The sequence below is a fragment of the Pseudarthrobacter sp. MDT1-56 genome (assembly GCF_059383555.1).
The window spans coordinates 74,621-100,660 of the sequence record NZ_JBWZCK010000007.1 but is presented as its reverse complement, the minus strand read 5'-3'; the positions used below and the strand labels follow the sequence as shown (position 1 = coordinate 100,660).

26 protein-coding genes are annotated in these 26,040 nt (G+C 68.9%); 22 read left to right on the top strand and 4 right to left on the bottom strand.

Annotation, left to right across the window (positions count from 1 at the left end; genetic code table 11):
* The first annotated feature begins 45 nt into the window (after nucleotides 1–45).
* The 14 genes from kynA to AC50YC_RS11460 all read left to right on the top strand — a co-directional run bounded on the left by kynA (nucleotide 46) and on the right by AC50YC_RS11460 (nucleotide 15,721).
* The gene (gene kynA / locus AC50YC_RS11525) at nucleotides 46–900 is read left to right on the top strand and encodes a tryptophan 2,3-dioxygenase (protein ID WP_494953651.1); all 855 of its coding nucleotides are present in this window, start codon (nucleotides 46–48) and stop codon (nucleotides 898–900) included.
* A 62-nt stretch (nucleotides 901–962) separates the two neighbouring features.
* Complete coding sequence (kynU, locus tag AC50YC_RS11520) at nucleotides 963–2,213, top strand: kynureninase (protein WP_494953768.1); 1,251 nt, start codon at nucleotides 963–965, stop codon at nucleotides 2,211–2,213.
* Between the two features lie 159 nt (nucleotides 2,214–2,372).
* Nucleotides 2,373–2,642, top strand: coding sequence for a 30S ribosomal protein S15 (gene rpsO / locus AC50YC_RS11515; RefSeq protein ID WP_024366600.1), 270 nt, complete (start codon nucleotides 2,373–2,375; stop codon nucleotides 2,640–2,642).
* 248 nt (nucleotides 2,643–2,890) lie between these two features.
* Nucleotides 2,891–5,140 (top strand): polyribonucleotide nucleotidyltransferase, encoded by a 2,250-nt coding sequence (locus tag AC50YC_RS11510; RefSeq protein ID WP_494953650.1) that lies wholly within the window; start codon nucleotides 2,891–2,893, stop codon nucleotides 5,138–5,140.
* 178 nt (nucleotides 5,141–5,318) lie between these two features.
* Nucleotides 5,319–6,662: a M16 family metallopeptidase gene (locus tag AC50YC_RS11505; RefSeq protein ID WP_494953649.1), complete on the top strand. Its 1,344-nt coding sequence runs from the start codon at nucleotides 5,319–5,321 to the stop codon at nucleotides 6,660–6,662.
* A 129-nt stretch (nucleotides 6,663–6,791) separates the two neighbouring features.
* Nucleotides 6,792–7,277: a DUF1579 domain-containing protein gene (locus tag AC50YC_RS11500; RefSeq protein ID WP_494953648.1), complete on the top strand. Its 486-nt coding sequence runs from the start codon at nucleotides 6,792–6,794 to the stop codon at nucleotides 7,275–7,277.
* 252 nt (nucleotides 7,278–7,529) lie between these two features.
* Complete coding sequence (locus AC50YC_RS11495; RefSeq protein ID WP_494953647.1) at nucleotides 7,530–8,726, top strand: substrate-binding domain-containing protein; 1,197 nt, start codon at nucleotides 7,530–7,532, stop codon at nucleotides 8,724–8,726.
* Between the two features lie 101 nt (nucleotides 8,727–8,827).
* Nucleotides 8,828–9,592: an ABC transporter ATP-binding protein gene (locus AC50YC_RS11490; RefSeq protein ID WP_494953646.1), complete on the top strand. Its 765-nt coding sequence runs from the start codon at nucleotides 8,828–8,830 to the stop codon at nucleotides 9,590–9,592.
* Complete coding sequence (locus AC50YC_RS11485; protein ID WP_494953645.1) at nucleotides 9,589–10,332, top strand: ABC transporter ATP-binding protein; 744 nt, start codon at nucleotides 9,589–9,591, stop codon at nucleotides 10,330–10,332. Before AC50YC_RS11490 ends, AC50YC_RS11485 begins: the two co-directional genes overlap by 4 nt.
* Nucleotides 10,329–11,204: a branched-chain amino acid ABC transporter permease gene (locus tag AC50YC_RS11480; RefSeq protein WP_494953644.1), complete on the top strand. Its 876-nt coding sequence runs from the start codon at nucleotides 10,329–10,331 to the stop codon at nucleotides 11,202–11,204. The genes AC50YC_RS11485 and AC50YC_RS11480 overlap by 4 nt, the downstream gene beginning before the upstream one ends.
* Nucleotides 11,201–12,490 (top strand): branched-chain amino acid ABC transporter permease, encoded by a 1,290-nt coding sequence (locus AC50YC_RS11475; RefSeq protein ID WP_494953643.1) that lies wholly within the window; start codon nucleotides 11,201–11,203, stop codon nucleotides 12,488–12,490. Before AC50YC_RS11480 ends, AC50YC_RS11475 begins: the two co-directional genes overlap by 4 nt.
* Nucleotides 12,487–14,157: a class I adenylate-forming enzyme family protein gene (locus AC50YC_RS11470; protein ID WP_494953642.1), complete on the top strand. Its 1,671-nt coding sequence runs from the start codon at nucleotides 12,487–12,489 to the stop codon at nucleotides 14,155–14,157. The genes AC50YC_RS11475 and AC50YC_RS11470 overlap by 4 nt, the downstream gene beginning before the upstream one ends.
* Nucleotides 14,154–14,819, top strand: coding sequence for a TetR/AcrR family transcriptional regulator (locus AC50YC_RS11465; protein WP_494953641.1), 666 nt, complete (start codon nucleotides 14,154–14,156; stop codon nucleotides 14,817–14,819). Before AC50YC_RS11470 ends, AC50YC_RS11465 begins: the two co-directional genes overlap by 4 nt.
* Nucleotides 14,816–15,721, top strand: a complete 906-nt coding sequence (locus tag AC50YC_RS11460; RefSeq protein ID WP_494953640.1) for an alpha/beta hydrolase — start codon at nucleotides 14,816–14,818, stop codon at nucleotides 15,719–15,721. Before AC50YC_RS11465 ends, AC50YC_RS11460 begins: the two co-directional genes overlap by 4 nt.
* Here AC50YC_RS11460 and AC50YC_RS11455 read toward each other — a convergent pair.
* Nucleotides 15,646–16,044 (bottom strand): hypothetical protein, encoded by a 399-nt coding sequence (locus tag AC50YC_RS11455; RefSeq protein WP_494953639.1) that lies wholly within the window; start codon nucleotides 16,042–16,044, stop codon nucleotides 15,646–15,648. The genes AC50YC_RS11460 and AC50YC_RS11455 overlap by 76 nt on opposite strands.
* Before the next feature lie 97 nt (nucleotides 16,045–16,141).
* Between AC50YC_RS11455 and AC50YC_RS11450 the strand changes: the two genes are divergently transcribed.
* A complete protein-coding gene (locus AC50YC_RS11450; RefSeq protein WP_494953638.1) occupies nucleotides 16,142–17,275 on the top strand; it encodes a helix-turn-helix transcriptional regulator in 1,134 nt (377 codons plus the stop codon).
* 65 nt (nucleotides 17,276–17,340) lie between these two features.
* On the opposite strand, the gene AC50YC_RS11445 is transcribed toward AC50YC_RS11450, so the two are convergent.
* On the bottom strand, nucleotides 17,341–17,607 hold the full coding sequence (locus tag AC50YC_RS11445; protein ID WP_494953637.1) for a MoaD/ThiS family protein: 267 nt from the start codon (nucleotides 17,605–17,607) through the stop codon (nucleotides 17,341–17,343).
* 7 nt (nucleotides 17,608–17,614) lie between these two features.
* On the bottom strand, nucleotides 17,615–18,751 hold the full coding sequence (moaA, locus tag AC50YC_RS11440; RefSeq protein WP_494953636.1) for a GTP 3',8-cyclase MoaA: 1,137 nt from the start codon (nucleotides 18,749–18,751) through the stop codon (nucleotides 17,615–17,617).
* Nucleotides 18,752–18,850: 99 nt separating this feature from the next.
* Between moaA and AC50YC_RS11435 the strand changes: the two genes are divergently transcribed.
* From AC50YC_RS11435 to AC50YC_RS11405, 7 genes are all read left to right on the top strand, one after another.
* A complete protein-coding gene (locus AC50YC_RS11435; RefSeq protein ID WP_494953635.1) occupies nucleotides 18,851–20,536 on the top strand; it encodes a molybdopterin-dependent oxidoreductase in 1,686 nt (561 codons plus the stop codon).
* Between the two features lie 78 nt (nucleotides 20,537–20,614).
* Nucleotides 20,615–21,838: a molybdopterin molybdotransferase MoeA gene (locus tag AC50YC_RS11430; RefSeq protein ID WP_494953634.1), complete on the top strand. Its 1,224-nt coding sequence runs from the start codon at nucleotides 20,615–20,617 to the stop codon at nucleotides 21,836–21,838.
* Nucleotides 21,826–22,329 carry a cyclic pyranopterin monophosphate synthase MoaC gene (moaC, locus tag AC50YC_RS11425; protein WP_494953633.1) on the top strand — a complete coding sequence of 168 codons (504 nt, stop codon included), beginning with the start codon at nucleotides 21,826–21,828 and terminating at the stop codon, nucleotides 22,327–22,329. Before AC50YC_RS11430 ends, moaC begins: the two co-directional genes overlap by 13 nt.
* Nucleotides 22,326–22,838: a MogA/MoaB family molybdenum cofactor biosynthesis protein gene (locus tag AC50YC_RS11420; RefSeq protein WP_494953632.1), complete on the top strand. Its 513-nt coding sequence runs from the start codon at nucleotides 22,326–22,328 to the stop codon at nucleotides 22,836–22,838. The genes moaC and AC50YC_RS11420 overlap by 4 nt, the downstream gene beginning before the upstream one ends.
* The gene (locus AC50YC_RS11415) at nucleotides 22,828–23,310 is read left to right on the top strand and encodes a molybdenum cofactor biosynthesis protein MoaE (RefSeq protein ID WP_494953631.1); all 483 of its coding nucleotides are present in this window, start codon (nucleotides 22,828–22,830) and stop codon (nucleotides 23,308–23,310) included. The genes AC50YC_RS11420 and AC50YC_RS11415 overlap by 11 nt, the downstream gene beginning before the upstream one ends.
* A 96-nt stretch (nucleotides 23,311–23,406) precedes the next feature.
* Nucleotides 23,407–24,165 (top strand): 4-hydroxy-tetrahydrodipicolinate reductase, encoded by a 759-nt coding sequence (dapB, locus tag AC50YC_RS11410; RefSeq protein WP_494953630.1) that lies wholly within the window; start codon nucleotides 23,407–23,409, stop codon nucleotides 24,163–24,165.
* 5 nt (nucleotides 24,166–24,170) lie between these two features.
* Nucleotides 24,171–24,653, top strand: coding sequence for a hypothetical protein (locus AC50YC_RS11405; protein WP_354173869.1), 483 nt, complete (start codon nucleotides 24,171–24,173; stop codon nucleotides 24,651–24,653).
* Between the two features lie 24 nt (nucleotides 24,654–24,677).
* Here AC50YC_RS11405 and AC50YC_RS11400 read toward each other — a convergent pair whose 3' ends face one another.
* Nucleotides 24,678–25,952, bottom strand: a complete 1,275-nt coding sequence (locus AC50YC_RS11400; RefSeq protein ID WP_494953629.1) for a heparan-alpha-glucosaminide N-acetyltransferase domain-containing protein — start codon at nucleotides 25,950–25,952, stop codon at nucleotides 24,678–24,680.
* Nucleotides 25,953–26,040 lie beyond the last annotated feature (88 nt).

Here is a 26,040-nt window from a genome sequence, read left to right as displayed (position 1 = left end):
GTCCGCGCAGTGAAGCACCGCCATTGGGCAAGGAAGGCAAGAAACGTGACGATCGAGAAAAACACCAGGGAGCTGGACAAGGATATTGTCCGGGACTTCAGCTCAAAGATGAGCTACGCGTCCTACCTGCAGCTGCCGACGCTCCTGAGCGCCCAGCAGCCGGTCAGCGCCCCGGAGCACCACGACGAGATGCTGTTCATCATCCAGCACCAGACCACGGAACTGTGGCTCAAGCTGGTCCTGCACGAACTCCGCAGCGCCGCCGCCTGGCTCCGCTCCGACGACCTCGGCTCGGCGCTGAAGGCCATCGCCCGGGTCAAGCACATCCAGAAAACCCTCACCGAGCAGTGGTCCGTGCTGGCCACCCTCACACCCACCGAGTACTCCCAGTTCCGCGGCTTCCTGGGCAACTCCTCAGGATTCCAGTCCAGCCAGTACCGCGCGGTGGAGTTCCTGCTCGGCAACAAGAACCGCAAGATGCTGCCGGTGTTCGAATCCGACCCCGAGGCCCACGCCATGCTGCTGGAGCTCCTCGAATCCCCGAGCATCTACGACGACTTCCTCGCCTACCTCAAACGCCAGGGCTTCGACGTTCCCGCCTCGCTACTGGAGCGGGACGTCACCCAGGCGCACGAGTTCTGCGCCGAGCTTGTCCCGGTCTTCAAGTACATCTACGAGAACGCCGCGGACAACTGGGGCGCCTACGAGGCCTGTGAGGAACTCGTGGACCTGGAGGACAACTTCCAGCTCTGGCGCTTCCGGCACCTGCGCACGGTGCAGCGCACCATCGGCATGAAGTCCGGCACGGGCGGCTCCAGCGGCGCGGCCTTCCTGCCGAAAGCGCTGGAACTGACCTTCTTCCCGGAGCTCTTCGCCGTCCGGACGGAGATCGGCCAGTGAGCGCCCTTCAGCCCGAGACGGCAGGGCCCGCGGCACAGGCCGCCCCCGGCAACGACACAGCCCTGCTCCAGCGCGCCCGCGATCTGGACGCCGCCGACCCGCTGGCCGCCTACCGCGATCACTTCATCGGCACCGACACCGCCCTGTCCTACCTCGACGGCAACTCCCTGGGCCGCCCGCTCAAGCGCACCGTCACGGACATCAGCAGTTTCATCCAGGACAGCTGGGGCGGCCGGCTGATCCGCGGCTGGGACGAGGAATGGCTTGAGCTCCCGCAGGCCATTGGCGACCAGCTGGGCCGCGCCGTCCTCGGCGCCGCTGCAGGGCAGACCATCATCGCCGACTCCACCACGGTGGTGCTGTACAAGCTGATCCGGGCAGCGCTGGCCGCGGTCACGGACCCTGCACGCACCGAAATCGTGCTGGACACGGACAATTTCCCCACCGACCGCTACCTCGTCGAGGGCATCGCCCGCGAAGAGGGCCTCACGCTGCGCTGGATCGACGCCGATCCCTCCTCCGGCGTGACCGTCGAGCAGGTGCGGGCCGCCACCGGCCCGGCCACCGCCGTCGTGGTCCTGAGCCAGATCGCCTACCGTTCCGGGTTCCTCGCGGACCTGCCGGGCATCACCGCGGCGGTGCACGACGCCGGCGCGCTGGTGGTGTGGGACCTCTGCCATTCCGCCGGATCGGTGGAGATCGCCCTGGACGCGGCCGACGTCGACTTCGCCGCCGGCTGCACCTACAAGTACCTCAATGGGGGACCAGGGTCGCCTGCGTTCGCCTACGTCAACTCCCGGCACCAGCGGGGACTGCAACAGCCGATCTGGGGCTGGATGGGCCGTAAGGACGCCTTCGAGATGGGCCCCGGCTATGAGGCCGCCCCGGGGATCCGCGGCTTCCTTAGCGGCACCCCCGCGATCTTCGGGATGCTCGCCATGCGCGGCACCCTGGACCTGATCGAGGAAGTGGGCATGGCCGCCGTCCGGGAGAAATCACGACTGCTGACCGCGTTCGCCGTCGAGCTCCACGACGCCTGGCTCGCCCCGGCGGGTGTTGAACTCTCGACGCCGCGGGATCCGGAACTGCGCGGCAGCCACATCACGGTGGACCACCCGGCGTTCCGGAAGATGACCGCGGCGCTGTGGGAACAGGATGTCATTCCGGATTTCCGGGCGCCACAGGGCATCCGGATCGGCCTGTCCCCGCTCAGCACATCCTTCACGGAGCTGTACCGCGGAGTGGCCGCCATCCACGAACGGCTGACGGAGGGCCCTTCCGGGCAGCAGGACCAGCCGTTTCGACAAGATTAGCGGCGTGCCGGTAAACTAAACGTTGGATCCGGCTGCAGTCCGTGGCGGCTGGCTCTTGTTGTGTACGGGCGATCCTCCCTTCGGTGGGGAATTTCCGGCGCGGCACCCCCGGCAGTGAGTTACTGATTCGGGCCTCACGGCACATCTCTAGGAGTTATTGTGGCACTTGAAGCCGCTGTAAAGACGTCCATCATCCAGGATTTCGCAACGTCCGAGGGCGACACCGGTTCGCCGGAGGTCCAGGTTGCAGTCCTGACTCAGCGGATCAAGGATCTCACTGAGCACATGAAGGTGCACAAGCACGATTACCACACCCAGCGCGGTCTGCTGGCCATGGTTGGTCGTCGCAAGCGCATGCTGACCTACCTCAAGAACACTGACATCACCCGCTACCGTAAGCTCATCGAGCGCCTCGGCCTGCGCCGCTAGTCAGCTTTAAGGGGCGGCCCCTTCCGGACCGGAAAGGGCCGCCTTCTTCAAACAAAAACTCAACAGGAGGATCAACCGCATCACGCATTCGCGGTCTTCGGTAGTGATCTCCGGGAACGGCTTCAAGGGATGAAGCCTTAGCCCGTGGATCTCGATCGATGACCGGGTGCAGTGCAGGCCAGCCGACAGATGCTGGCCTGGGTTGATGCGGCTGGGCTCCGTGAACCATGAAACGGAGGTGACTCTCTATGGAGGGTCCCGAAATCCAGTTCTCAGAAGCAGTCATTGACAATGGCCGCTTCGGCAAGCGTGTAATCCGCTTTGAAACCGGCCGCCTTGCCAAGCAGGCAGCCGGCGCAGCGATGGTCTACATCGACGAAGAGACCGCGCTGCTGTCCGCCACCACCGCCGGCAAGCACCCGCGTGAAGGTTTCGACTTCTTCCCGCTGACCGTCGACGTCGAAGAGCGTATGTACGCCGCCGGCCGCATCCCGGGCTCGTTCTTCCGCCGCGAAGGCCGTCCCTCCACGGAAGCCATCCTGGCCTGCCGCCTGATGGACCGCCCGCTGCGCCCCGCCTTCGTCAAGGGCCTGCGCAACGAGGTGCAGATCGTCGTCACCGTGCTGTCCATCAACCCGGACGAGCTCTACGACGTGGTCGCGATCAACGCTTCCTCAATGTCCACCCAGCTCTCCGGCCTGCCCTTCTCCGGCCCGATCGGCGGCGTCCGCGTTGCCCTCATCGCCGACGAGCACGGCTCGCAGTGGGTTGCGTTCCCGAAGCACTCCCAGCTGGAGAACGCCGTCTTCAACATGGTCGTTGCCGGCCGGGTTGCAGGCGATGACGTCGCCATCATGATGGTTGAAGCCGAAGCCACCGACAACTCCTGGAACCTGATCAAGGAACAGGGCGCCACCGCCCCGACCGAAGAGGTTGTTTCCGAAGGACTCGAGGCTGCCAAGCCGTTCATCAAGGCCCTCTGCGAAGCACAGTCCGACCTGGCGGCCCGCGCCGCCAAGCCGACCGTCGAGTTCCCGGTCTTCCTGGACTACCAGGACGACGTTTACGCCGCTGTTGAGTCCGCTGCCGCCGAGAAGCTGGCCGCTGTCTTCCAGATCGCCGACAAGCAGGAACGCGACACCGCCTCCGACGAGCTCAAGGACGAGGTGACCTCTTCCCTCGCCGGCCAGTTCGAAGGCCGCGAAAAGGAGCTGTCAGCAGCCTTCCGCTCCGTCACCAAGCAGGTTGTGCGCCAGCGCATCCTCAAGGACCAGATCCGCATCGACGGCCGTGGCCTGACGGACATCCGCCAGCTCACCGCCGAGGTTGAGGTTCTCCCCCGCGTCCACGGCTCGGCCATCTTCGAGCGCGGCGAGACCCAGATCATGGGTGTCACCACGCTGAACATGCTCAAGATGGAACAGCAGATCGACTCGCTGTCTCCCGTGACGCGCAAGCGCTACATGCACAACTACAACTTCCCGCCGTACTCCACCGGCGAGACCGGCCGCGTCGGTTCCCCGAAGCGCCGCGAAATCGGCCACGGTGCCCTCGCAGAGCGCGCCATCATGCCGGTGCTGCCGTCCCGCGAGGAATTCCCCTACGCCATCCGTCAGGTGTCTGAGGCTCTCAGCTCCAACGGTTCGACGTCGATGGGTTCCGTCTGCGCCTCCACGCTGTCCCTACTCAACGCAGGTGTGCCGCTGAAGGCCGCTGTTGCCGGTATCGCCATGGGCCTGGTCTCCGACCAGGTCGACGGCCAGACCCGCTACGCCGCCCTGACCGATATCCTCGGCGCCGAAGATGCCTTCGGCGACATGGACTTCAAGGTCGCCGGTACCTCCGAGTTCGTCACGGCCATCCAGCTGGACACGAAGCTCGACGGCATCCCGGCCTCCGTCCTGGCAGCCGCCCTGAAGCAGGCCCGCGAAGCCCGCCTGCACATCCTGGACGTCCTGAACTCTGCGATCGACACCCCGGACGAGCTCTCCGAGTTCGCTCCGCGCGTCATCGCGGTCAAGATCCCGGTAGACAAGATCGGCGAGGTCATCGGCCCGAAGGGCAAGATGATCAACCAGATCCAGGAAGACACCGGAGCCGACATCTCGATCGAGGACGACGGAACTGTCTACATCGGCGCCACGAACGGCCCGTCTGCCGACGCAGCACGGTCCGCGATCAACGCCATCGCCAACCCGCAGATCCCGGAAATCGGTGAGCGCTACCTGGGCACGGTCGTCAAGACCACGACCTTCGGCGCCTTCGTTTCCCTGACTCCGGGCAAGGACGGTCTGCTGCACATCTCAGAGCTGCGCAAGATCGCCGGCGGCAAACGCGTGGACAACGTCGATGACGTCGTCTCCGTCGGCCAGAAGATCCAGGTGGAAATCACCAAGATCGATGACCGCGGCAAGCTCTCCCTGTCACCCGTTGTGGCTGACGAGGCAGGCTCCGAGGAAGCCGACAACGCTGAAGTCTCACTGGAGACCGCAGAGTAGTCTGAGCTGAATCAAGGGGCGGGGCCGGTGGATTATCCACCGGCCCCGCCGCCGTTAACGGCGGCGGCCACGGCGGCTGCCGTCGCCGCCGGCTGCGCTGCCGGAGCCGGACCGTTGGGGCGGTGTCCCGCTGGTACGATTGCAGGCAGATTTGGCATGTTTTTACTGAAAGGCCTTGATGACTGTCGTCCCCCTGCCGCTTGAGCAGAACCAGCACGCTGACACCCTGATCCACGGAGCCGACGGCGGTTCCGAGGTGCGCCGTTCGGTCCTGCCCGGCGGTGTCCGGGTGCTCACCGAAGCGATGCCGGGCCAGCGTTCGGCCACCATTGGTTTCTGGGTCGGCGTCGGCTCCCGCGACGAGGCGCCCGGACAGCACGGCTCCACCCATTTCCTGGAGCACCTGCTGTTCAAAGGCACCCAGCGGCGCACTGCCCTGGAGATTGCCTCGGCCTTCGACGAAGTCGGCGGGGAATCCAATGCCGCCACGGCGAAGGAAAGTACCTGCTACTTCGCCCGGGTGCTGGACACAGACCTTCCCATGGCGATCGACGTCATCGCGGACATGATCACCGGTGCCGTGCTGGATCCGCAGGAGATGGAGCAGGAACGCGACGTCATCCTTGAGGAGATCGCGATGGACAGCGACGATCCCACCGACGTCGCCCACGAGCACTTCGTCGCCGCCGTCCTGGGCACCCACCCGCTCGGCCGCCCGATCGGCGGCACCCCGGACGCCATCCGGGCCGTCGCCCGCGATTCGGTCTGGGACCACTACCGCCGCTACTACCGCCCGGACGAGCTCGTTATCACCGCCGCCGGGGGACTGGACCACGACGTCGTCTGCGGACTCGTCGTCGATGCCCTGCACTCCGCCGGCTGGAGCCTTGAGCCCGACGCAGCGCCCGTGCAGCGCCGCTCCACCGACCGTGCCTCCATCACCGGCACGGCCGGCCTGCACGTAGTCAAGCGCCCGGTAGAGCAGGCCAACATCATCATGGGCTGCCCCACCATCGTCGCCACCGACGACCGCCGCTTCGTCATGAGCGTGCTCAACGCCGTGCTCGGCGGCGGTATGTCCTCCCGGCTGTTCCAGGAGGTCCGCGAGAAGCGGGGACTGGTGTACTCCACCTACTCCTTCGCCTCCTCCTACGCCGACGCCGGCTACTTTGGCATGTATGCCGGCTGCACGCCGTCGAAAGTCCGGCAGGTGCTGGAACTGCTCGGCGCCGAACTCGACAAACTGGCCGGGGGAGGCATCTCCGAGGAGGAACTCCGCAAGGCGGTCGGTCAGCTCTGCGGCGGCATCGTGCTGGCACTGGAGGACACCGGCTCCCGGATGTCCCGGCTGGGCCGCGCCGAACTTGTCTCCGGGGAATATCAGGACATTGATGAGACCCTGCGACAGATCAAGGCCGTCACCGCCGCCGAGGTCCAGGAGCTGGCCCGCGAACTCGCAGCAGCCCCGCGGACCGTCACGGTAGTGGGTCCTTTCGAGGAAACCGAGACCTTCGGCCTCTGACGGTGGGCCCCGCAGGGCGCTGAACCGGGCCTGCACCTGCCCGGGTGGCGGGGACGTCCCTAGACACGGCAGGCGGCGCCGCGGAATGATGGGGACGGGGTCGCTCGGGAGCACCCCTGGAAGGTAAAAATGGACCGACCGCTGCCAGGCAGTGCACACGAGGCGCTTGAGACATTCCTGGGGCATTGGACCGGCACCACGCGGTGGCAGGCCACGCCCTGGGGGCCGGCGCGGGTTGCCACCGTCGAAGTGACCTTTGCCCGGGCAGCCGCCGGGCTGGCCGTCACCCACAGCTACCGGCACACGGAAGCCGACGGCACCCGCTCCGAGGGCCACGGTGTCTTCACCATGGACCCGGACCGTCCGGACACCCTCTGGTACCACGTCAACAGCATGGGACTGCCCCCGGAAGCGCCCGCCCGCGCCAGCTGGCAGGAGGGCACCCTCACGATGGAGCGGCGCAGCGACCGCGGCACGTCCCGGCATACCTTCCGGGTGGAGGACGGCGTGCTGACGCACAGCGCCGGACTCCGGCTGGGCTCCGCGAGCGAATTCACGCCCCTCATGATCTCGGTCTGCCGCCGCGCGGCCCAGGATGCCGCCGTTTCCGCCTAAGCCATCTGGCCTCCCTGCGCTGCTGTCATGCCGCTGTCCGGCGCGGCCACCGCGCCGTGCCGTGCCCAAAAGTTGCCATAACGTTGCAAAGCCGCCCGTGAAATCCGTTGACACGCTGTGAGCCGCATCATAGATTTGCCGTAATCTGAATCACCTTTCAGGTTCAGTGCAGTTCCAGTCAGCTCTCCTGCTCAGCTCTCCTGCTCAGATCTCCTGCCCAGTTTCCGCGGGAGTTTCAACGAAAGGCATCCCGTGAAGGATACAAAGAAGTTCCTGATGGCCGCCGTGATGGCCACCGGGCTCGCCCTCAGCGCCTGTGCCCCCTCGGCCGGCACCGCCGCGCCGGCCGAGTCGGGCGGCACCACGGCCGCCGAACCGGTCAATGTCGGCATCATCTACTCCAAGACCGGACCGCTGGCAGCCTACGGCGCCACCTACTACGAAGGCCTGCAGGCGGGCATCGACCACGCCACGGACGGGACCGGCGCCGTCAACGGCGCCAAGATCAACCTCACCTACGCCGACGACGGCGGCGATCCGGACAAGGCCGTGACGGCCGCCAAAGACATGATCGGCCAGGGCTACAAGATTATCGGCGGAACGGTCTCGTCGGGCATCGCGCTCAAGCTGGCGGAACAGGCCGCACAGAACAAGGTGCTGTACATCTCCGGACCGGCGGCCACCGACGCCATCCAGGGCATCAACAAGTACACCTTCCGCTCGGGCCGCCAGAGCCTGCAGGACGTCGCCACCGCCGGCTCGTTCATCGACACCAACGGCAAGAAGGTGGTCGTCTTCGCGCAGGACAACGCTTTCGGCCAGGGCAACGTCGCCGCGGTCAAGGCTGTCCTCGGTGCCAAGGGCGCCACCGTGGAAGCCGTCCTGGTTCCGGACGGACAGGAACTCACCCCCTTCGCCCGCCAGCTCATTGATGCCAAGCCGGACATGGTCTTCGTCGCATGGGCCGGTGCCACGTCCGGGACCATGTGGCAGACCCTGAGCCAGCAGGGCGCTTTCGACACCGCCCCGGTTGTCACCGGGCTCGGCGATGCCGCCACCTTCGGTGCCTACGGCGAGGCGACCTCCAAGATCAGCTTCCTGAACCACTACTTCCCGGGAGCCGCGGGCACCGAGGTGGAGAAGAAAATGATCGCCGCGGTTGAGAAAGCCGGCCAAAAGGCGGACCTCTTCACCCCCGACGGCTTCGTCGCCGGCCAGATGATCGTCCAGGCCATCAAGGAGGGCGGCTCCGACGCCGATGCCATGGTCAAGGCACTCGAGGGCTTCAGCTTCGACGGCCCCAAGGGCAAGGAAACCGTCCGTGCCTCCGACCATGCCCTGGTCCAGGACATGTACCAGGTGAAGCTCGTCCAGGCCGGCGGCAGCTGGGCCCCCGAGCTCATCAAGGTGGTCCCGGGCGACATCGTCGCCCCGCCGGAAAAGAAGTAGCCCGACGCGGCGCTGTGCCGCCCGCCACCGGACGACACACCGGTCAAGACCGCACAGCGCCGCGCACCACCCTCACGGCCCAGCGAGACATAAGGATCCGAATGAATTCCCCAGCCCTGCCCGCCCTGGCGGTGGACGGCCTCGGTCTGCAGATCGGCGGTGCCCGCATCCTCCAGGATGTGAGCTTCGCGGTCGGCGCCGGCGAGATGGTCGGCGTCATCGGCCCTAACGGTGCCGGCAAGACGACCCTGTTCAACCTGATTTCCGGCGTGATGCGTCCCACCGCGGGCAGCGTCACGCTGAACGGCAGGGAGATCACGTCCGCGCCGATCCACCGCCGGGCCAGGGCAGGGCTGGGACGGACCTTCCAGACCTCCAACCTGTTTCCCCGGCTCAGCGTGCTGGAAAACGTCCGTCTCGCCGCCCAGGCGAAACTCGGCGGCAGCTTCAGTATCCTGCGCTTCCCCTCCGCCTCCGACGAGGCCACCCGGATTGCCCGCGGCACCATCGCGGAAGTCGGGCTCACCGGCCAGCTCACGACGGCGGCGGGGGACCTCTCGCACGGCGAGAAACGCAAGGTGGAGATCGCCGTGCTGCTGGCGACGGATCCCGCCGTCGTCCTCCTGGACGAGCCCATGGCCGGGGTGGCGTCGGGGGACGTCCCGTCCCTCTCCGCGATTATCCGGGGAATGCACCGGGACCGCGGCTGCACCGTGATGATGGTGGAGCACCACATGGACGTGGTACTGGGCCTCGTGGACCGGGTGGCCGTGATGCACCACGGCAGCCTGCTCGCCCTCGACAGCCCGGAGGCCGTGATGTCGGACCCGACCGTACAGAGTGCCTACCTTGGAGAACCCGTATGACCGCTGCAGCGGACCCCCGTCCCATCCTCAGGATTGAGGGTCTCAGCGCCCATATCGCCGGACAACAAGTCGTGGAGGACGTCTCCTTTACCGTCCCGGCCACCGGCATCACCGCGCTGCTGGGCCGTAACGGCGTCGGAAAGACCAGCACCATCAAGGCCATCATCGGCCTGATCGACCGCACCGGCGCCGTGGAGCTCGGCGGCGTGCGGATCGAGAAGGAGCCGACGTTCAAGATCATCCGCAGCGGCGTGGGCTACGTGCCCGAGGACCGCGAGGTGTTCTCCAAGCTCACCGTGGCGGAGAACCTCCGGCTCGCCGAACGCGATGACGCACCCCGGCGCCAGCTCGTCGAGGAGCTTTTCCCGGACCTGCTGGCCCGGTCCGCGCAGATGGCCGGGACTCTCTCCGGCGGCCAGCAGCAGATGGTCTCGCTGGCCCGCGCGCTGCTGAACACGAACAAGATCCTGCTCGTCGACGAACCCACCAAGGGCCTGGCCCCGAAAATCGTCGCCGAGGTCGCCGAGACCCTCGCCGAAGCAGCGAAAACCGTCCCCATCCTTTTGGTGGAGCAGAACCTGCACGTTGTGCGCCAGCTCGCCGAAGGCTCCGTCGTCCTCTCCGGCGGCCGGGTGGTCCACACCGGCAGCGCCCTGGAATTCCTCGACGACGCCGAGCTGACCCAACGCTTGCTGGGTGTCGCCGCTGAGAACCCCGCCGGGAAAGGCGCCGCCCTGTGAGTACCGTCGTCCTCCTGCTTTTCACCGGCCTGGGCCTTGGCGCCCTGTACTTCCTCGTCGCCGCCGGACTCTCCTTGATCTACGGGCTGATGGGTGTGCTCAACTTCGCGCACGGCGCCTTCCTGACCCTCGGAGCCTTCGCCGGCTGGGAAGTCGCCCGCCGCACCGGCTCAGACGACTGGGGGACGTTCCTGCTCTCCCTGCTGGTCGGAGCCGCTGCCGGGGCCGCCTTTGCCGCCTTCACCGAATTCGTCCTGATCCGCAGGCTGTACCAGCGGCACATCGAGCAGCTCCTCATCACGGTGGGCCTCTCGCTCGCAGCGGTGGCACTCTTCGACGGCATCTGGGGCACAGATCCTGTGTTCATCCAGGGCCCTGCCTGGTTCAAGGACACCACCGAAATCCTGGGCGCCCGCGTCCCCAACGACCGGTTTGTCTGCATCATCGCCGCCGTCCTGGTGCTGCTCGCCATGGTGTTCTTCCTGAAGAACACCCGCTACGGCATGATCATCCGGGCCGGCGTCGAGAACCGCTCGATGGTGACGGCCCTCGGCATCGACGTCCGGAAGGCCTTCACCCTCGTCTTCACCATCGGCGGTGCCGCCGCAGGCCTCGGCGGGGTCCTGGCCTCGCACTACTTCGGCTACGTCTCGCCGATGCTGGGCGGTTCGCTGCTGATCTTCGCCTTCATCGTCACCGTAATCGGCGGACTGGGCTCGCTGACCGGCGCGGCCATTGCCGCCGTCGCGGTCGCCGTCCTGCAGCAGTTCGCCAACTTCTACCTCGGCGGTACCGGCGACTTCGTCGTCGTGCTGGCCCTGGCGCTCGTGCTGCTGTTCCGTCCCTCCGGCCTGCTCGGGAGAACCTCATGACCACCGACACCGACGCCGCCGACACCAACGGCACCGCCGCCACCGGCACTGACAGCACCAGCCAAGGAGCTCCCAGCGCCGGCAGCACAGCCGGGAACCCCGCGGGAACCCGCCAGGCAGCGGCTGCCGGCAACTCCACTCCGCCGGACCGTCCGCGCCTGACCCGCCGGACGATCGTCGGCGCCGCGGCCGGGCTCGCCGGAATCGTGCTCCTGGTCCTGCTGCCGCTGCTCAACCTGTCCCTGCCCGGGGTGCTGCCCGGACCCACCTACACTCCGGGATCCCTGCAGCTGCTGGCCATGTGCATGCTGATGGCCGCCGCGGCCCTGACCTACCACCTGTTGCTCGGCGTTGCCGGATTGCTCTCCTTCGGCCATGCCCTGTATTTCGGTGCCGGGGTCTACGGGCTGGCGATCATCCTGGAAAACTTGGATATCCCGTTGCTTCCCGCGATGGGCCTGACGCTGCTGGTCGTGATCGTGCTGGCCCACGTGGTGGGCAGCATCAGCCTGCGGGTCAGCGGAATCCCCTTCGCGATGGTCACGCTCGCGTTCGCACAGGCCGGCTCGGTGATCGTGGGACGCAACCCGGACGGCACCACCGGCGGAGATGAAGGCCTGACGCTGCGCACGGACAACCTGCCGGACTTCCTGGTGGGCGTGGTGAATACCCGCAACCTCTACTGGATGGCCCTGGCGGTGCTCGTGGCCGTCTTCATCGTGGTCACCTGGGTGCAGTCCTCCCGCGCCGGCCACGTCGCCGCAGCGGTCCGCGAGAACGAACTGCGCGTCCGCGTCCTGGGCCTGCAGCCGTACCTCGTGAAGCTGCTGATCTTCGTGGTCTCCGCCGTTCTGGTCAGCATCATCGGCATGGTGTTCCTGCTTCTGCAGAGCGGCGCCGTCCCGCGGGCCATCTCTGCCGACCTGACCATCACCCTGCTCGTGATGGTGGTCCTGGGCGGCGTCGGCTCCCGCTGGGGCGCCGTGATCGGTGGCGTCTTCTACACCATCCTGGACCAGCGACTCACGACCCTCGCGAATTCGGACGCCATCGATGCGCTGCCGGACATCCTGCGGATACCGTTGTCGGAACCATTGTTCATCCTGGGCACTCTGTTCATCCTCGTGGTGCTCTTCCTGCCGGGCGGCCTGACGGGCACGGCGCAGCGGCTGGCCCAGCGCCGCAACCGGCGGTTCCGGGCCACCGGACAAGACAGCACCGGACATGACAGCACCGGAAAAAACAGCACCGCGACGTCCCGCGAGATCCTGGAGGAATCAGCATGAGCAGCACAACCGGTCCCCGGCGGGCTGACGGACTGCACACCCTGGGCCGCTGGACCACCGACCGCAGCCTCGCCACTCCGCAGCGGATCGCCGTCGACGACCGCGGCTGCACGCTGAGCTACGGCGAGCTGGAGCGCCGGGCAGCCGGCCTTGCCACCGGTCTGGCGGCTGCCGGCTACGTGACCGGGGACCGGATCGCAACCCTGACCGGCAACAGCTCGGACCACGTGGTGGTGTTCTTCGCCTGCGCCAAGGCGGGCCTCGTCCTTGTCCCGCTGTCCTGGCGGCTCTCCCCCCGGGAACTCGCCGCGCAGCTTGAGCTCGCCGACCCCCAGCTCCTACTTGTGGAGGACGAACTGGAGTCCCTCGCCGCGGGCGCGTGCACGCTGCTGGCGCACCGGCCCCGGACCGCCGCACTGGGCCCCGGCGGGGCCGAAAAGTCCGTGCCGCCGCCGTCCCGGAGACTGCCGGCCCCGGTGCCCGCTGCGGGCACCGCAGGGCCGGATGTCCGTGGGCTTGACGCCCCCAGGCCTGGAGCGCAGCGGGAAGTCCGCGACGACGACCCCCTGCTGATGGTCTTTACGTCCGGCACCGAGGGGGCCAGCAAGGCCGCCGTGCTGACCCATGCCAACTGCTTCTGGACCAACCTCTCACTGTCCCGGACCATGGACCTGGGCAGCACCGACGTGGTGCTGGCCGTGTTGCCGCAGTTCCACGTCGGCGGCTGGAACATCCAGCCGCTGCTTGCCTGGTGGACCGGCGCCACCGTGGTGCTGGAGCGCGGCTTCGAACCCGGCCGGGTCCTGCAGCTGATCGCCGAGCGCCGGGTCACCATGCTGATGGGTGTCCCCACCCAGTACCTGATGCTTGCCGAACACCCCGACTTCGCCTCCGCCGAGCTCGGCAGCCTCCGGCACGCCGTGGTGGGCGGGGCGCCCATGCCGGCGCCGCTGCTGCGGATCTGGCACCGCAGGGGAGTGGCGTTGAGCCAGGGCTACGGACTGACCGAGGCATCGCCCAACGTGCTCTGCCTGGCCAACGAGGATGCTGCCCGGATGGTGGGTTACTCGGGCAAACCGTACCCGCATGTCGCTGTCGCCGTGGCCGATCCGGTGACCGGGGAGATCCTGGAGGGTGCCGCCTCCGGGGAACTGCTGGTGGGCGGTCCGGGGGTCTTTGCCGGCTACTTCCGCGACCCCGTCGCGACTGCCGCCGTCCTGGCCGGGGACTGGCTGCGCACCGGTGACCTGGTGGAGCGCGACGCCGAGGGCTACATCAAAGTTGTGGACCGGCTCAAGGACATCTATATCTCCGGTGGCGAAAACGTCGCCCCCGCGGAGGTCGAGGCGGCGCTGCTGGCCCACCCGGCGGTGGCGCAGGCCGCCGTCGTCGGCGTGGCGGACGGGCGCTGGGGCGAAACCGGCGTGGCCTTTGTGGTGATCCGCCCCGGCATGGCCACGGATGAACAGGAACTCCTCGAGCACTGCGCGGCCCAGCTGGCGCGGTTCAAGGTTCCCGGACGGATCGAGACCGTCGGAGCGCTGCCGCGCACGGCGCTGAACAAGGTGCTGCGCGCCCGGCTGCGGCAGCAGCTGGACGGGCGCGGGCCGGCGGGCCACCCCGCGGCCATGGACGCGTTCCTGCCCGCGGACGGGGGCCGGCGGTGAGCGCCGTGCCGCGCACCGCAAGGGGCACCCGCACCCGGGCCAAGCTGCTGCAGGCAGCCGAGACGGTGTTCGCATCGGTGGGCTACCACGAGGCCTCGATCGTGAAAATCACCGAGGAGGCCGGCGTCGGCCTCGGCACCTTCTATCTGTACTTCGAAGGCAAACAGGCCATTTTCGATGAGGTGGTCGAGGACTTGAACCGGCGCGTCCGGCACGCCATGACGGAAGCAGCCCGCTCTGCGGGCACCCGGCTCGAGGCCGAACGTGCCGGCTTCCGGGCCTTCTTCAAGTTCACCGCGGAACACCCCGCGCTGTACCGGATCATCCGGCAGGCCGAGTTCGTTTCGCCCGGGGCGCTGCGGCTGCACTACACCCGGATCGTCAACGGCTACATCGAGGGGCTCAAAGCCGCGCAGCTCAGCGGGGAAGTCCGGGAGATGGATCCCACCGTCGCGGCCTGGGCCCTGATGGGCATCGGTGAGCTGATCGGTATGCGCTGGGTGCTGTGGGACGAGGAGGGCGCCGAACCCGCACCGGGTGCCCGGCCGGATGTCCCGGAGGAAGTCTTTGAGGAAATGATGCAGTTCATCGAACGCGCGCTCGCCCCCACACCGGGCGCCACCCCCGGCCCCGCCTCTACCCTGGAAGGGACAGCCCCATGAACGAGCCAGCCAGCACCTCCTATTACCGCACCACCGAGGTCGAGGTCCGTGGCGGAACCCTGCACACCGCCCTCTGGGGTCCCGAGGACCCGGCGGCGCTGACCATCCTCGCGGTGCACGGGGTGACAGCGTCCCACAAGGCCTGGCCTGCGCTGGCCGAGGCCCTGCCGGACGTCCGGATCATCGCCCCGGACCTGCGGGGCCGGGGCCGCAGCAACGCGCTGCCCGCGCCGTACGGCATGCCTTCCCACGCCGAGGACCTCGCGGCCGTGCTGGACGCCCTTAGCACCGGGCCGGTGGTCGTGGTGGGCCATTCGATGGGCGCCTTCGTTTCCGTGGTGCTCGCGAACCTGTTCCCGGAGCGCGTGCGGTCCCTCGTTCTGGTCGACGGCGGACTGCCGCTGCAGGTTCCGGCGGAACTCAGTGATGAGCAGGTCATCGCCACTGTGTTGGGACCGGCGGCCGAGCGGCTGAACGCCATCTTCCCCAGCCGGGAGGCCTACCGCAGCTACTGGAAGCAGCATCCGGCCTTCAGCGCGGACTGGAGTCCGCTGGTGGAGGAGTACGTCGACTACGATCTCACCGGCGAGGAACCCGTGCTCCGGCCGGCCACGCGCTACGAGGCGATGGCGGACGACACCGCCGAACTGCACCGCGGCCCCTCGCTCCTGAAAGCCTTGGATGAGCTCGCGGTGGAGACCCTGGTGCTGCGGGCGCCCCGCGGGCTGCTGGACGAGCCCGGCGGCCTGTACGGGCCCGGCTATCTGGATGCCTGGGCGGAGAAGCTGCCGGCCCTGACCGTCCGCGAGATCCCGGACGTCAACCACTACACGATCATCATGGGCGTTGCGGGCGCTGCCGCCGTCGCGGACGCCGTGCGGGAGGCGCTGGCGGTGGCGTAGCTGCCGGCTGTCGGGTCAGAGGCCTGAGACTCCAGGATTGAGGTCTTCGGGGCACCCTGCAGAGCCGGGGCCGCGGTGCTGGAAGTCCAGACGTTCGCCTGAAGGTTCGCCAGGAGTGCTTCCGCTTCGGTGCGGCGCTCGAAATCGAGTTCGACCACCACATAGTGTGGATCGTCCACCGGGCGGCTGATCCGGTGCGCGGTGACCCCCGACGCCGTGCGGTTTACCGGGTCACGGTCGAACGCTGCCTTCCACAGGCCAAAATCCTTGATCCGGTGCTCTATCTGCAGGGTGTACATCGCACTCAGTCCTTCCGTTTCCATTCCGTGCCTGCTTCTTTGTCTGCAGGGATATTCCACGCTAGGCGCGGCCGGACAACGTGCGGTATCCCAGAAATCTGGTGGGGGGCATACTGAATTCATGACCACCAGCTGGGCGCTGAGCCGGAGCCTGGAACGCATCGGGCAACTCTGCCGGGAGGTGCTCGATGACAGGGAACTGCGCCGGGGAGTGCTGGCGGAACTGGGCCGGATGGTGCCGTTCAGCGCCTTTGCCTGGCCCTTGTCGGATCCCGAATCGGCCACCGGCACCTCGCCGATGGCCAGGATCCCCTGCCCGGAAGAGCTGCCGGAGCTGATCCGGCTCAAGTACTTGACTCCGGAGGGCCGGTGGACGGCCCTGATGGGGCAGGTCCGGCCAGCCACGACCCTGCTGGTGGCCACCGGCGGCCGTCCGGAGCGCAGCCCCGTGTGGAACGGGTTGCTGGCCCGTTACGGGGTGACGGACATGCTCTCCACGGTGTTCGCTGACAAACATGGCTGCTGGGGCTGGCTGGACCTGTGGCGGGCAGGGGAGGAGGGCACCTTCTCTGAGCCGGAGACCGACTATCTGGCCACCGCGGCGCCGCTGCTGGCTGCCGGCCTGCGCCGGAGCCGGGCGGCACAGTGCCGGCGGGAGGCGGAGGGGAGCGGTCCAGCGTGGCAGGCCGTCCGGAAGCCCCTGCCGCCCCAGGCGGTGCTGACCCTGGACGAGGGGCTGGCTGTCGTGGGACAGACGGCCTCGGCGAGCGACTGGCTGGGGCTGCTGCAGCGCGGGCCGCGGCCATATGAGGGCGTTCCGGCGGAAGTGCTCAATGTCGCCGCCCAACTGCTGGCAACCGAAGCCGGCGTGGACTCCCGCCCGGCCATGTCGCGTGTCCCCGTGGGCCTCGGCGCCTGGGCGCTACTGCGCTCCACCCGGATGGACCCGGGCCGGCTGGGGGCAGCCCCTCCGCTCGCGGTGACCATCCAGGAATGCCCGGCGGTGGAGCGGCTGGAGGTGTTCGCCCGTTGTTTTGCCCTGACCCCGCAGCAGCACCGTCTCCTGGGCCTCGCCGCCGCCGGACTCAACACCGCGGAGCTGGCAGCGGCACTGCGGATCCGCCCCTACACGGTGCAGGACCAGTTCAAACTGGTCTTTGCCGCTTGCGGCGTCCGGAGCCGAAGCGCGCTGCTGGGCCTGGCTCTTGGCACCGCGGCTCTGCCGGCGGATGCCGCCGCCCCTGGGATGTCCTGAAATGCCCTGTCGTGAGGTGCCCTGTCGTGAAGTCCCTGTCGTGACGGCCCGGTTGGCCTGGTCGCCTAGCCGCCGGCGAACGGCGGCAGCACGTCGACGACGTCGTCCGGCAACAGCTGCGCTGCACGGTTCCGCACCGCCACCTCGTTGAGCAGGAAGCTGCTCCGGGACAGCAGGCGTGCCAGCGGGGGTGTTCCCGCCGGGGGCTCCGGGCGCTCGACGGCGAGGATCGCCTCCAGCAGCGAGGCGACGGTGGCATCCGCGGGGAGCTCAAAGCGTTCCTCGTCGACGCCGGCGGCAGCGCGCGCGGCAGCGAAATAACGTACGTTCACAGGTGGTTCAGCCTCCGATGGCGCTCATGCTGCGGTCCGGCTGGACGAAGTCCGGGGCGTCCAGACCGACATGGTCCATGCCGTGGGCCTTGGGCTTGATCCACATGGCGTCCTGCCAGCGCCCGGCGAGTTGTTCGTCGCTGGCGCCCTCGCGGAGCAGCCCGAGCAGGTCCACTTCCTCGCGGGAGAACAAGCAGCTCATGATCTTGCCCTCGGCCGTGATGCGGGTGCGGCGGCAATCGGAACAGAACGGCTCGGTTACCGAGGCGATGATCCCCACGGTTCCCAGCACGGGCCCGGCCGCCTCGGCCGTGCCGGGCACGCGGGCCCGGACCTCGAAGCGTTCCGCCGGGGCGCCGTCGCGGTCCCGAGGATCGGCGCTGAGCACGTAATCGACCGAGAGCAGCCCGCGGATCTCCGCAGCGGTGATCATGTTCCGGCGGGTCCAGCCGTGGTCGGCGTCGAGCGGCATCTGCTCGATGAAACGCAGCTCATACCCGCGGTCCAGCGCCCAGGCCAGCAGTGCCGGGGACTCGAGGTCGTTGATGCCGCGCATCAGCACGGCGTTGAGTTTCACGGGGCCCAGTCCGGCGGCCCAGGCGGCGTCGACGCCGGCCAGGACCTTGTTTAGGAAGGGGCGGCGGGTCAGCTGGGTGAACGTTTCCTCATGGAGGGAGTCCAGCGAGACGTTGATCCGGGAGAGCCCGGCGGCCTTGAGCCCTGCGGCTTTCTTGTCCAGCCCGACGGCGTTCGTGGTCATGGAGATCGGAAGATCCGGGTGGGCCCGGCGGAGCGCCGAAATGATGTCCAGCAGGTCGGCCCGGACCAGCGGTTCCCCGCCCGTGAGCCGCAGCTCGCGCACGCCCAGCATGTCGACGCCGATCCGGACGATCCGGACAATTTCCTCCGCGGACATCACCGCCTGCTTGGACAGCCACTCCAGGCCCTCGGCGGGCATGCAGTAGGTGCAGCGCAGATTGCATTTGTCCGTCAGGGACAGCCGCATATCGGTGGCGCGGCGGCCGTAGCGGTCGACGAGACCGGCGGGCATTCCGTCCGGGCGCCCGGCCAGCTGCGGGCCGGAAGTGCCCGCGCCGGAACTGTCCTCCGCGCGGGGCTGGGGCATACCAAGCTGAACACTCATAATGTCAGGCTACGCCACCTCGGCCCCGGCATCACTCCTGTTGAGCCCGGCGATTGCACCGTGGGGGTCCCGCCGGGTTCCCGATGCCGTGGATCATGCATGGGTCATACGGCCGGGACGGTGCGAATCTATGCTGGAGGAGTGAACACCTCCCAGCACGGGCAGCCGGGCACACTTCCAACCCCCGGCCCGCACACCCCGGGGCCGCGTATTACGGACCGGCAAGCTACCGGCTGGGCGGCCGCCGCCGGAGTCGTGGCCGTCGGTACCGGGCTTGCCTTGGGGGAGCTCGCGGCAGGACTCGTAAGCCCCTCGCTCTCGCCGGTGACCGCCGTCGGCGGCGCCGTGATCGATGTGGTCCCGCCGGGAGTCAAGGACTGGGCCATTTCGCTCTTCGGCACGGCGGACAAGATCGCCCTGCTGGCCGGCATGGGGCTCCTCATTGCCGCGCTGGCTGCGCTGTCCGGGATCAGGGAGCTGCGGCGCCGCTTCGCCGGGGTAGCCGTCATCGCGGTATTCGGCGTAGTGGGGGTGGCGGCCGTCCTGGGCCGGGCTGAACTGACGGGGAACGCGGTCCCGGTCCCGCTGCTCGCGGCCGTCGTGGGCATGATCCTGCTGCGCTGGCTGATCCGCCGGTTGGGGGAGTGGCAGTCCGAAGCCGGACCGCCGCAAGCCGGGCCGCCGCCCGATGACGCTGCCCCCACGGCGCAGCCTCCATCCCGCCGCCGTTTCTTCCAGGCGCTCGGGGGAACGGCCGTCGTCGCCGTGGCCGCCGGTGTGCTCGCCGCGACGTTCCGGGGAGCGGCCGCCGTCGTGAATGAAGTGCGCAGCAAGCTGGCGCTCCCGGTTCCCGTGTCACCGGCTCCGCCGGTCCCGGCCGGAGCCGAGGTCCGGCTGGACGGGGTGGGCGCGCTGGTGACCCCTAACAGGGATTTCTACCGGATCGACACTGCACTGCGTGTCCCGGTGGTGGACCCGGCCCAGTGGGCACTGAAGGTCACCGGCCTCGTGGAGCGCGAGATCTCTCTGGACTTCGGAGCGCTGCTGGGCAAACCCCTGATCGAACGGCACATCACCATCGCCTGCGTCTCCAATGAGGTGGGCGGGGACCTGATCGGCAACGCCCGCTGGCTCGGCTGGCCGGTCCGGGAACTGCTGGCCCTCGCCGGCCCGAAGGACGGCGCGGACATGGTCCTCTCCCGCAGCGCGGACGGCTGGACCGCCGGCACCCCGCTGGAGGTGTTGACGGACAACCGGGACGCGCTCCTGGCTGTTGGGATGAACGGCGAACCGCTGCCGCTGGAGCACGGCTTCCCGGTCCGGCTGATCGTCCCCGGCCTCTACGGCTACGTATCGGCGACCAAGTGGGTGACCGAGCTCAAGGTGACCCGCTTCGCGGACGACGTCGGCTACTGGACGCCCCGCGGCTGGAGCGAGAGGGGACCCATCAAGACCTCCTCCCGCATCGATGTGCCCCGCGACGGCCGCTCCGCGAGCGCCGGGACGGTGGCATTCGGCGGGGTCGCCTGGGCCCAGCACACCGGGATCGGCCGGGTGGAGCTCCGGGTCAACCGCGGCGCGTGGCAGGAGGCGGAGCTGGCTCCCGGGATCTCCCAGGACACCTGGTACCAGTGGAAACTGGAGCTGCCGCTGACTCCCGGCCAGTACGAGGTCCAGGTGCGCGCCACGGACCTCAACGGCGCCGCGCAGGTGGAGGACCGCGCGCCGGTGGCGCCCAACGGGGCCACCGGCTTTCACACGGTTAGAGTTGACGTGAAGTCCTAACCGCCCGGCCACCACGCCGGGCCGGGGAGCCGGGCCGGCGAGCCAAGCCAATGGCTCACGACGAGGGGTCACCAACGCATGCACCGCACCCAGACACGGCACGTCACCGTGGAAGCGCACCGCGAGTCCGTCCGCCAGCTGCTGGCCCCGCTCCGCCGCCCGGAACGGATTGAACTGCTCCCGCTCCTCGCGGCACTGGGCCGGGGACTCGCGGAGGATGTTGTGGCTCCGCTGGACCTGCCCCCGTTCCCGAATTCGCAGATGGACGGCTTCGCCATCCGCAGCGCCGACGTGCCCGACGGCGGCACTGAACTCCGCGTTGCCGGGCCCGTGCCGGCCGGTGCCGCGCCCCCTGAACTGGCCCCCGGGACAGCCGCCCCGATCATGACCGGCGCCATGATGCCGCCCGGCGCGGACGCCGTAGTACCGATCGAACAGGCCCTGCCGCCGGTCTTCCCCGCGCCCGGCGTGCCGGCCACGGTCCGGCTGCCCGCCGTCCCGGCCAGGAACTTCATCCGCGACGCGGGCAGCGACATCCGCACCGGGGAGCTGGCCCTGGCCGCCGGAACCTACCTGGGACCCGGACAGCTGGGGCTGCTGGCCGCCCTGGGACTCACCCGGGTCCCGGTCTACCGGGCGCTGCGGATCCTGCTGGTCACCACCGGCGACGAGGTTGTGGAACCGGGCAGCCCCCTGGGTCCCGGCAAGATCTACGACTCCAACGCCACCCTGCTGGAATCCTCCATGCGACAGGCCGGCCTCAACGTCACCCGCACCGGGATCTCCACGGACCGCCCCGAGGAACTCGCCGGCCTGCTGCGCCGGCATGCGGCGGACGTGGACCTGATCGTCACCACCGGCGGTGTCAGCAAGGGCGCGTACGAGGTGGTCCGGCAGGCGATGGAGGGCCACAACGTCGACTTCTTCGGCGTCGCGATGCAGCCCGGCGGCCCGCAGGGGATCGGAACCTTCGACGGCGTCCCGGTCCTCGGCTTCCCGGGGAACCCCGTGAGCTGCCTCGTCTCCTTCGAGATGTTCCTCCGGCCCGCGCTCGGCGACCTCTTCGGCTCGCCGGCGCAGCGCCCCGTGGTCAGGGCACGGCTGGCCGAGGCGCTGGCGTCCCCGGCCGGCAAGCACCAGGTACGGCGCGGCACGGTCCTGGCCGACGGCACCGTCCGGCTGGAAGGAGGCGCCGGCTCGCACCTCGTCAGCGCTCTGGCGCACTCCAACGCCCTGATCCAGGTCCCGGAAGGAATTGCCGCGCTCGCCGAAGGCGCCGAGGTGGAAGTATGGATGCTGTGAACGAAGAAAACCCCGCAACGGGAACCCCAGGCCTGACCCACCTCCGGCAGGACGGCACGGCCCAGATGGTCGACGTGTCCAACAAGGCCGAGAGCACCCGCGAGGCAACCGCCACGGCCACGGTCCGCAGCACCGCCGAGGTCCTGACCCTGCTCGGCGCCGGGGACCTGCCCAAGGGCGATGCCCTCGCCGTCGCCCGGGTCGCCGGGATCATGGCCGCCAAAAAGACCGCGGACCTGATCCCGCTGTGCCACCCGCTGCCGATCGCCAAGGTCACTGTCGACTTCGAGCTCGACACCGACACGGTCACCGTCTTCGCCACGGTCAAGACCCGCGGGCTCACCGGCGTCGAGATGGAAGCCCTGACCGCGGCCTCGGTGGCCGCGCTCAGCGTGTACGACATGATTAAGGCCGTGGACAAACACGCGGTGCTGACGGATATCAAGGTGCTGGCCAAAAGCGGCGGCAAGAGCGGGGACTGGACACGATGAGCATGCCCGAACCACACCGGCACGGCGAAGCTACCGGGCGGAAGGCCGGCGTCGTGATCGCCTCCACCCGGGCCGCGGCCGGCATCTATGAGGACCTGACCGGACCCGTCATCATCGACTGGCTCACCGAACACGGCTTCGAGGCCTACCCGGCCCTCGTGGTCCCGGACGGCGAGGCCGTGGGCGCAGCCCTGCGCGCGCTCCTGACCCAGGCGCCGGCCGTCATCATCACCAGCGGCGGCACCGGGCTCAGCCCCACCGACGCCACCCCGGAGCAGACCCTGCCCCTGCTGGACCGGGAGATCCCGGGCATCATGGAAGGCATCCGCGGGGCCGGGACCGCCAAGACCCCGATGGCGATGCTCAGCCGCGGCCACGCCGGCGCCGCGGGCCAGACCTTCATCGTCAACCTCCCCGGATCCCCGAAGGGTGTGATGGACGGCCTCAGCGTGCTGGATCCCATCCTTGGACACCTGTGCGACCAGCTGGAGGGCAGCCATGGCCACTGACTCAACTTTTGACGTGCTGAACGCCGTGCTCAGCGCCGAACCCATCTCCGTGGACCAGGCCATCGCCGCGGTCGAATCGGACACCGCAGGCGCGGTGGTCAGCTTCAGCGGCGTCGTCCGGAACCACGACGGCGGCAAACCGGTCCGGCGGCTCAGCTACAGCGCGCACCCGACGGCGCACCAGGTGATGGCCGACGTCGTCGCGCAGCTCGTCGCCGAACAGGCCGCCGGGACAGACGCAGCCGGTCCCGGCAGCGCACCGGCCCAGCCGGTGCGGATCTGGGTGGCGCACCGGATCGGGATGCTGGAGATCGGGGACCCCGCCCTGGTTTGCGCCGTCTCCGCCGCGCACCGGGGCCAGGCCTTCGCGGTGTGCTCGGAGCTCGTGGACCGGGTCAAGGCCCAGGTGCCGATCTGGAAGGAACAGTTCTTTACCGACGGCACGGTCGAGTGGGTCGGCGCGGGCGAATAGCCCGGCCCACATCACGGGATCAGCACCGCGCGGCAGGCCTGTAACGCCGGGCCGCCGGTTCAGGCGGGCACCCGCCCCGGCGGTAGGGTTGATGGCATGACCGAACAACTCGCAGTCGCCGTGCTGGGCGCGAACGGGCGCATGGGCGCCGAAGCGGTGACCGCCGTCAAGGCCGCCGCGGACCTGAAACTTGTCGCCGCGCTGGGCCGGAACGACTCCCTGGACACCCTCGTCGACGCCGGAGCCCGGGTCGTGGTGGATCTGACGGTCCCCGGGAGCACCGAGGCGAATGTCCGATTCGCCGTCGAGCACGGCATGCACGCCGTCGTGGGCACGACCGGCTGGGATGCGGAGAAGCTGGGCCGGCTCGAGGAGCTCCTCGCCGGCCAGGCCGGCGTCGGGGTCCTGATCGCGCCGAACTTCGCGCTCGGCTCGGTCCTGGCCTCCGCCTTCGCGGCCAAGGCCTCGCGCTATTTCGAATCGGTGGAAATCATCGAACTGCACCACCCGGACAAGGTGGACGCCCCGTCCGGAACGGCCGTGCGCACCGCGCAGCTGATCTCCGCCGAGCGGGAAGCCGCAAGCCTCCCGGCCAGCCCCGACGCCACCACGAGTGAGCTCCCCGGCGCGCGCGGCTGCGACGTCGACGGCGTCCGCGTCCACAGCGTCCGGCTCCGCGGCCTCGTGGCGCACCAGGAAGTCCTGCTGGGCGGGCCGGGGGAGCAGCTGACCCTCCGGCACGACTCCTTCGACCGTGCCTCGTTTATGCCCGGCGTGCTGCTGGGTGTGCGCAACGTGGCCTCCCATCCGGGCCTCACCGTGGGCCTGGACGGCTACCTGGATTTGGGGCTTTGAGCGCCGTGGCCAACGTCCTGACTGCGTTCAAAGCCAACCGCACCAAGATCTGGGTCGGTGCCGTCACCCTCCTGCTGGTCTTCTACCTCGTGGTGTCCTTCCAGCGCGCGGTGCTGTTGATGACGGACGCCAACCCCGTGGCCAAGGCCATTGGTGTGGCGTATCTGCTCCTGCCGGTGATCGGAGCCTGGGCGCTCGTCCGCGAGCTGCTGTTCGGCGCCCGGACCGAACGGCTGGCGAAAATCCTCGACGCCGAGGGCGGCCTGCCGGAAGACAACCTGCCGCGCACCCCTGCGGGTCGGATCATCCGCGAGGCAGCGGACCGTGAATTCGAGAAATACCGTGCCGAGACGGAAGCCGCGCCGGAGGACTGGCGCTCCTGGTTCCGGCTCAGCTGCGCCTATGACGCCGCCGGCGACCGCAAGCGGGCGCGCGCCTCGATGCGCGACGCCGTCCGGCTGTACCGCACCGGATCCCGCCAGGCCTGAGCTGCAGGCCAGGCACCGGGGAAGCTACCGGACGCGGGCCGGCTGGTAGCGGCCGAGCTGGTTGGCGGCATGCGCCACCCACTCCAGCGGCCCCCGCCACGCCAGGGCCGCGAAGATTCCGCCCAGGACCAGGATCGCCGCGGCCTGCGCCCAGTAGACGCCCTCAACCGTCCACCCGGACGGCAGCGGCTGGCCGTACAGCGAGGCCATTACACACAGGTGGGCCGTGTAAAAGCTCAGGGTCATGGCGCCGGCACCCCGCAGCGGGAGCAGCACGTCCAGCCCGGTCCGCTGGACCAGCCGGCCCAGCAGCAGGCAGACGCCGACGGCGGCGGCCGCCACCCCCGAGGTGTGCAGCAGATCCAGCGTGGTGCCCGAATGCGGGGCGCTGGAGGCGAGCCACCAGGCGGAGCCGGTTTGGTCCACGCCCGCCAGGTTGACCTGCAGGAGGCTCTCTAACGGGTACGACGGATTGAGCAGGGAAGCCTGCAGCGCCGCGCGGCCGCCGAGGTCCTCCATCATCACCACGCTGAACAACTTGGCCAGGACTGCCACTGCCGTTCCCACCGCCAGCAGCAGGACCGGGACCACCGCTGATGTCAGGGCCAGCCGGCCGATCGCGAGGCCGATCAGCAGATAGGCAATCCACTGGAGGACGGGGTAGTAGCCGGTCAGGAACAGGTCCCCGAGGAGCACTGCAGGGGTGGACAGATCGTCCCACTTGGGGTTGTGGCCCAGTTGCAGGGGCGGCTCGGCGGTGAGGAGCCAGGGCCGCAGCAGGAAGGCGAGCGCCGGGCTCACCAACACCCAGCCGGCGGCCAGCACCAGAAGGTGTCTGACGTCCAGGCCGAGGAATGGCAGCACGCAGAGGAACAACACGGCGTAGTGGACCAGGATGATGGCGATGTTCACCTCGAGCCCGCCGATGGAGAGCCCGACGGCGCCGACCACCAGCGCCCGGAGGGCAATACCCCGGCGGGCCGCCCCCAGCTGCGGACCCTGGAGCGGCTGCTGTTTGCCGGTGGACAGTGCCAGCCCGATTCCGGCGAGGACGGCGAACAAGGCCGAGGCGCGTCCGGAAAACACGAGCCCCACCCAGGTGGGGGTGAGCTGGGCATCGGCCTCGAAGGTGGGGAAGACGTGGGTGGCCATCATGCCCAGCAGGGCCAGCCCGCGGGCAGCGTCGATGCCAGACAGCCGTGATCCGGGGCTGGGCGTGTTGCTGCCTCGGCCTTTACGCCCGGCCCTGCCCCTGCCGCGGGCGGTCCTGGCTGAGGAGGCAATTCCGCGCGGGGTCATGTCTCGATCGTCTCATATTGGCCTGTGCGGCAGCCTGCCCAAGCTGTAGGGCGCGGCACCCTTGTGTTCGAATATATATTCGAATAAT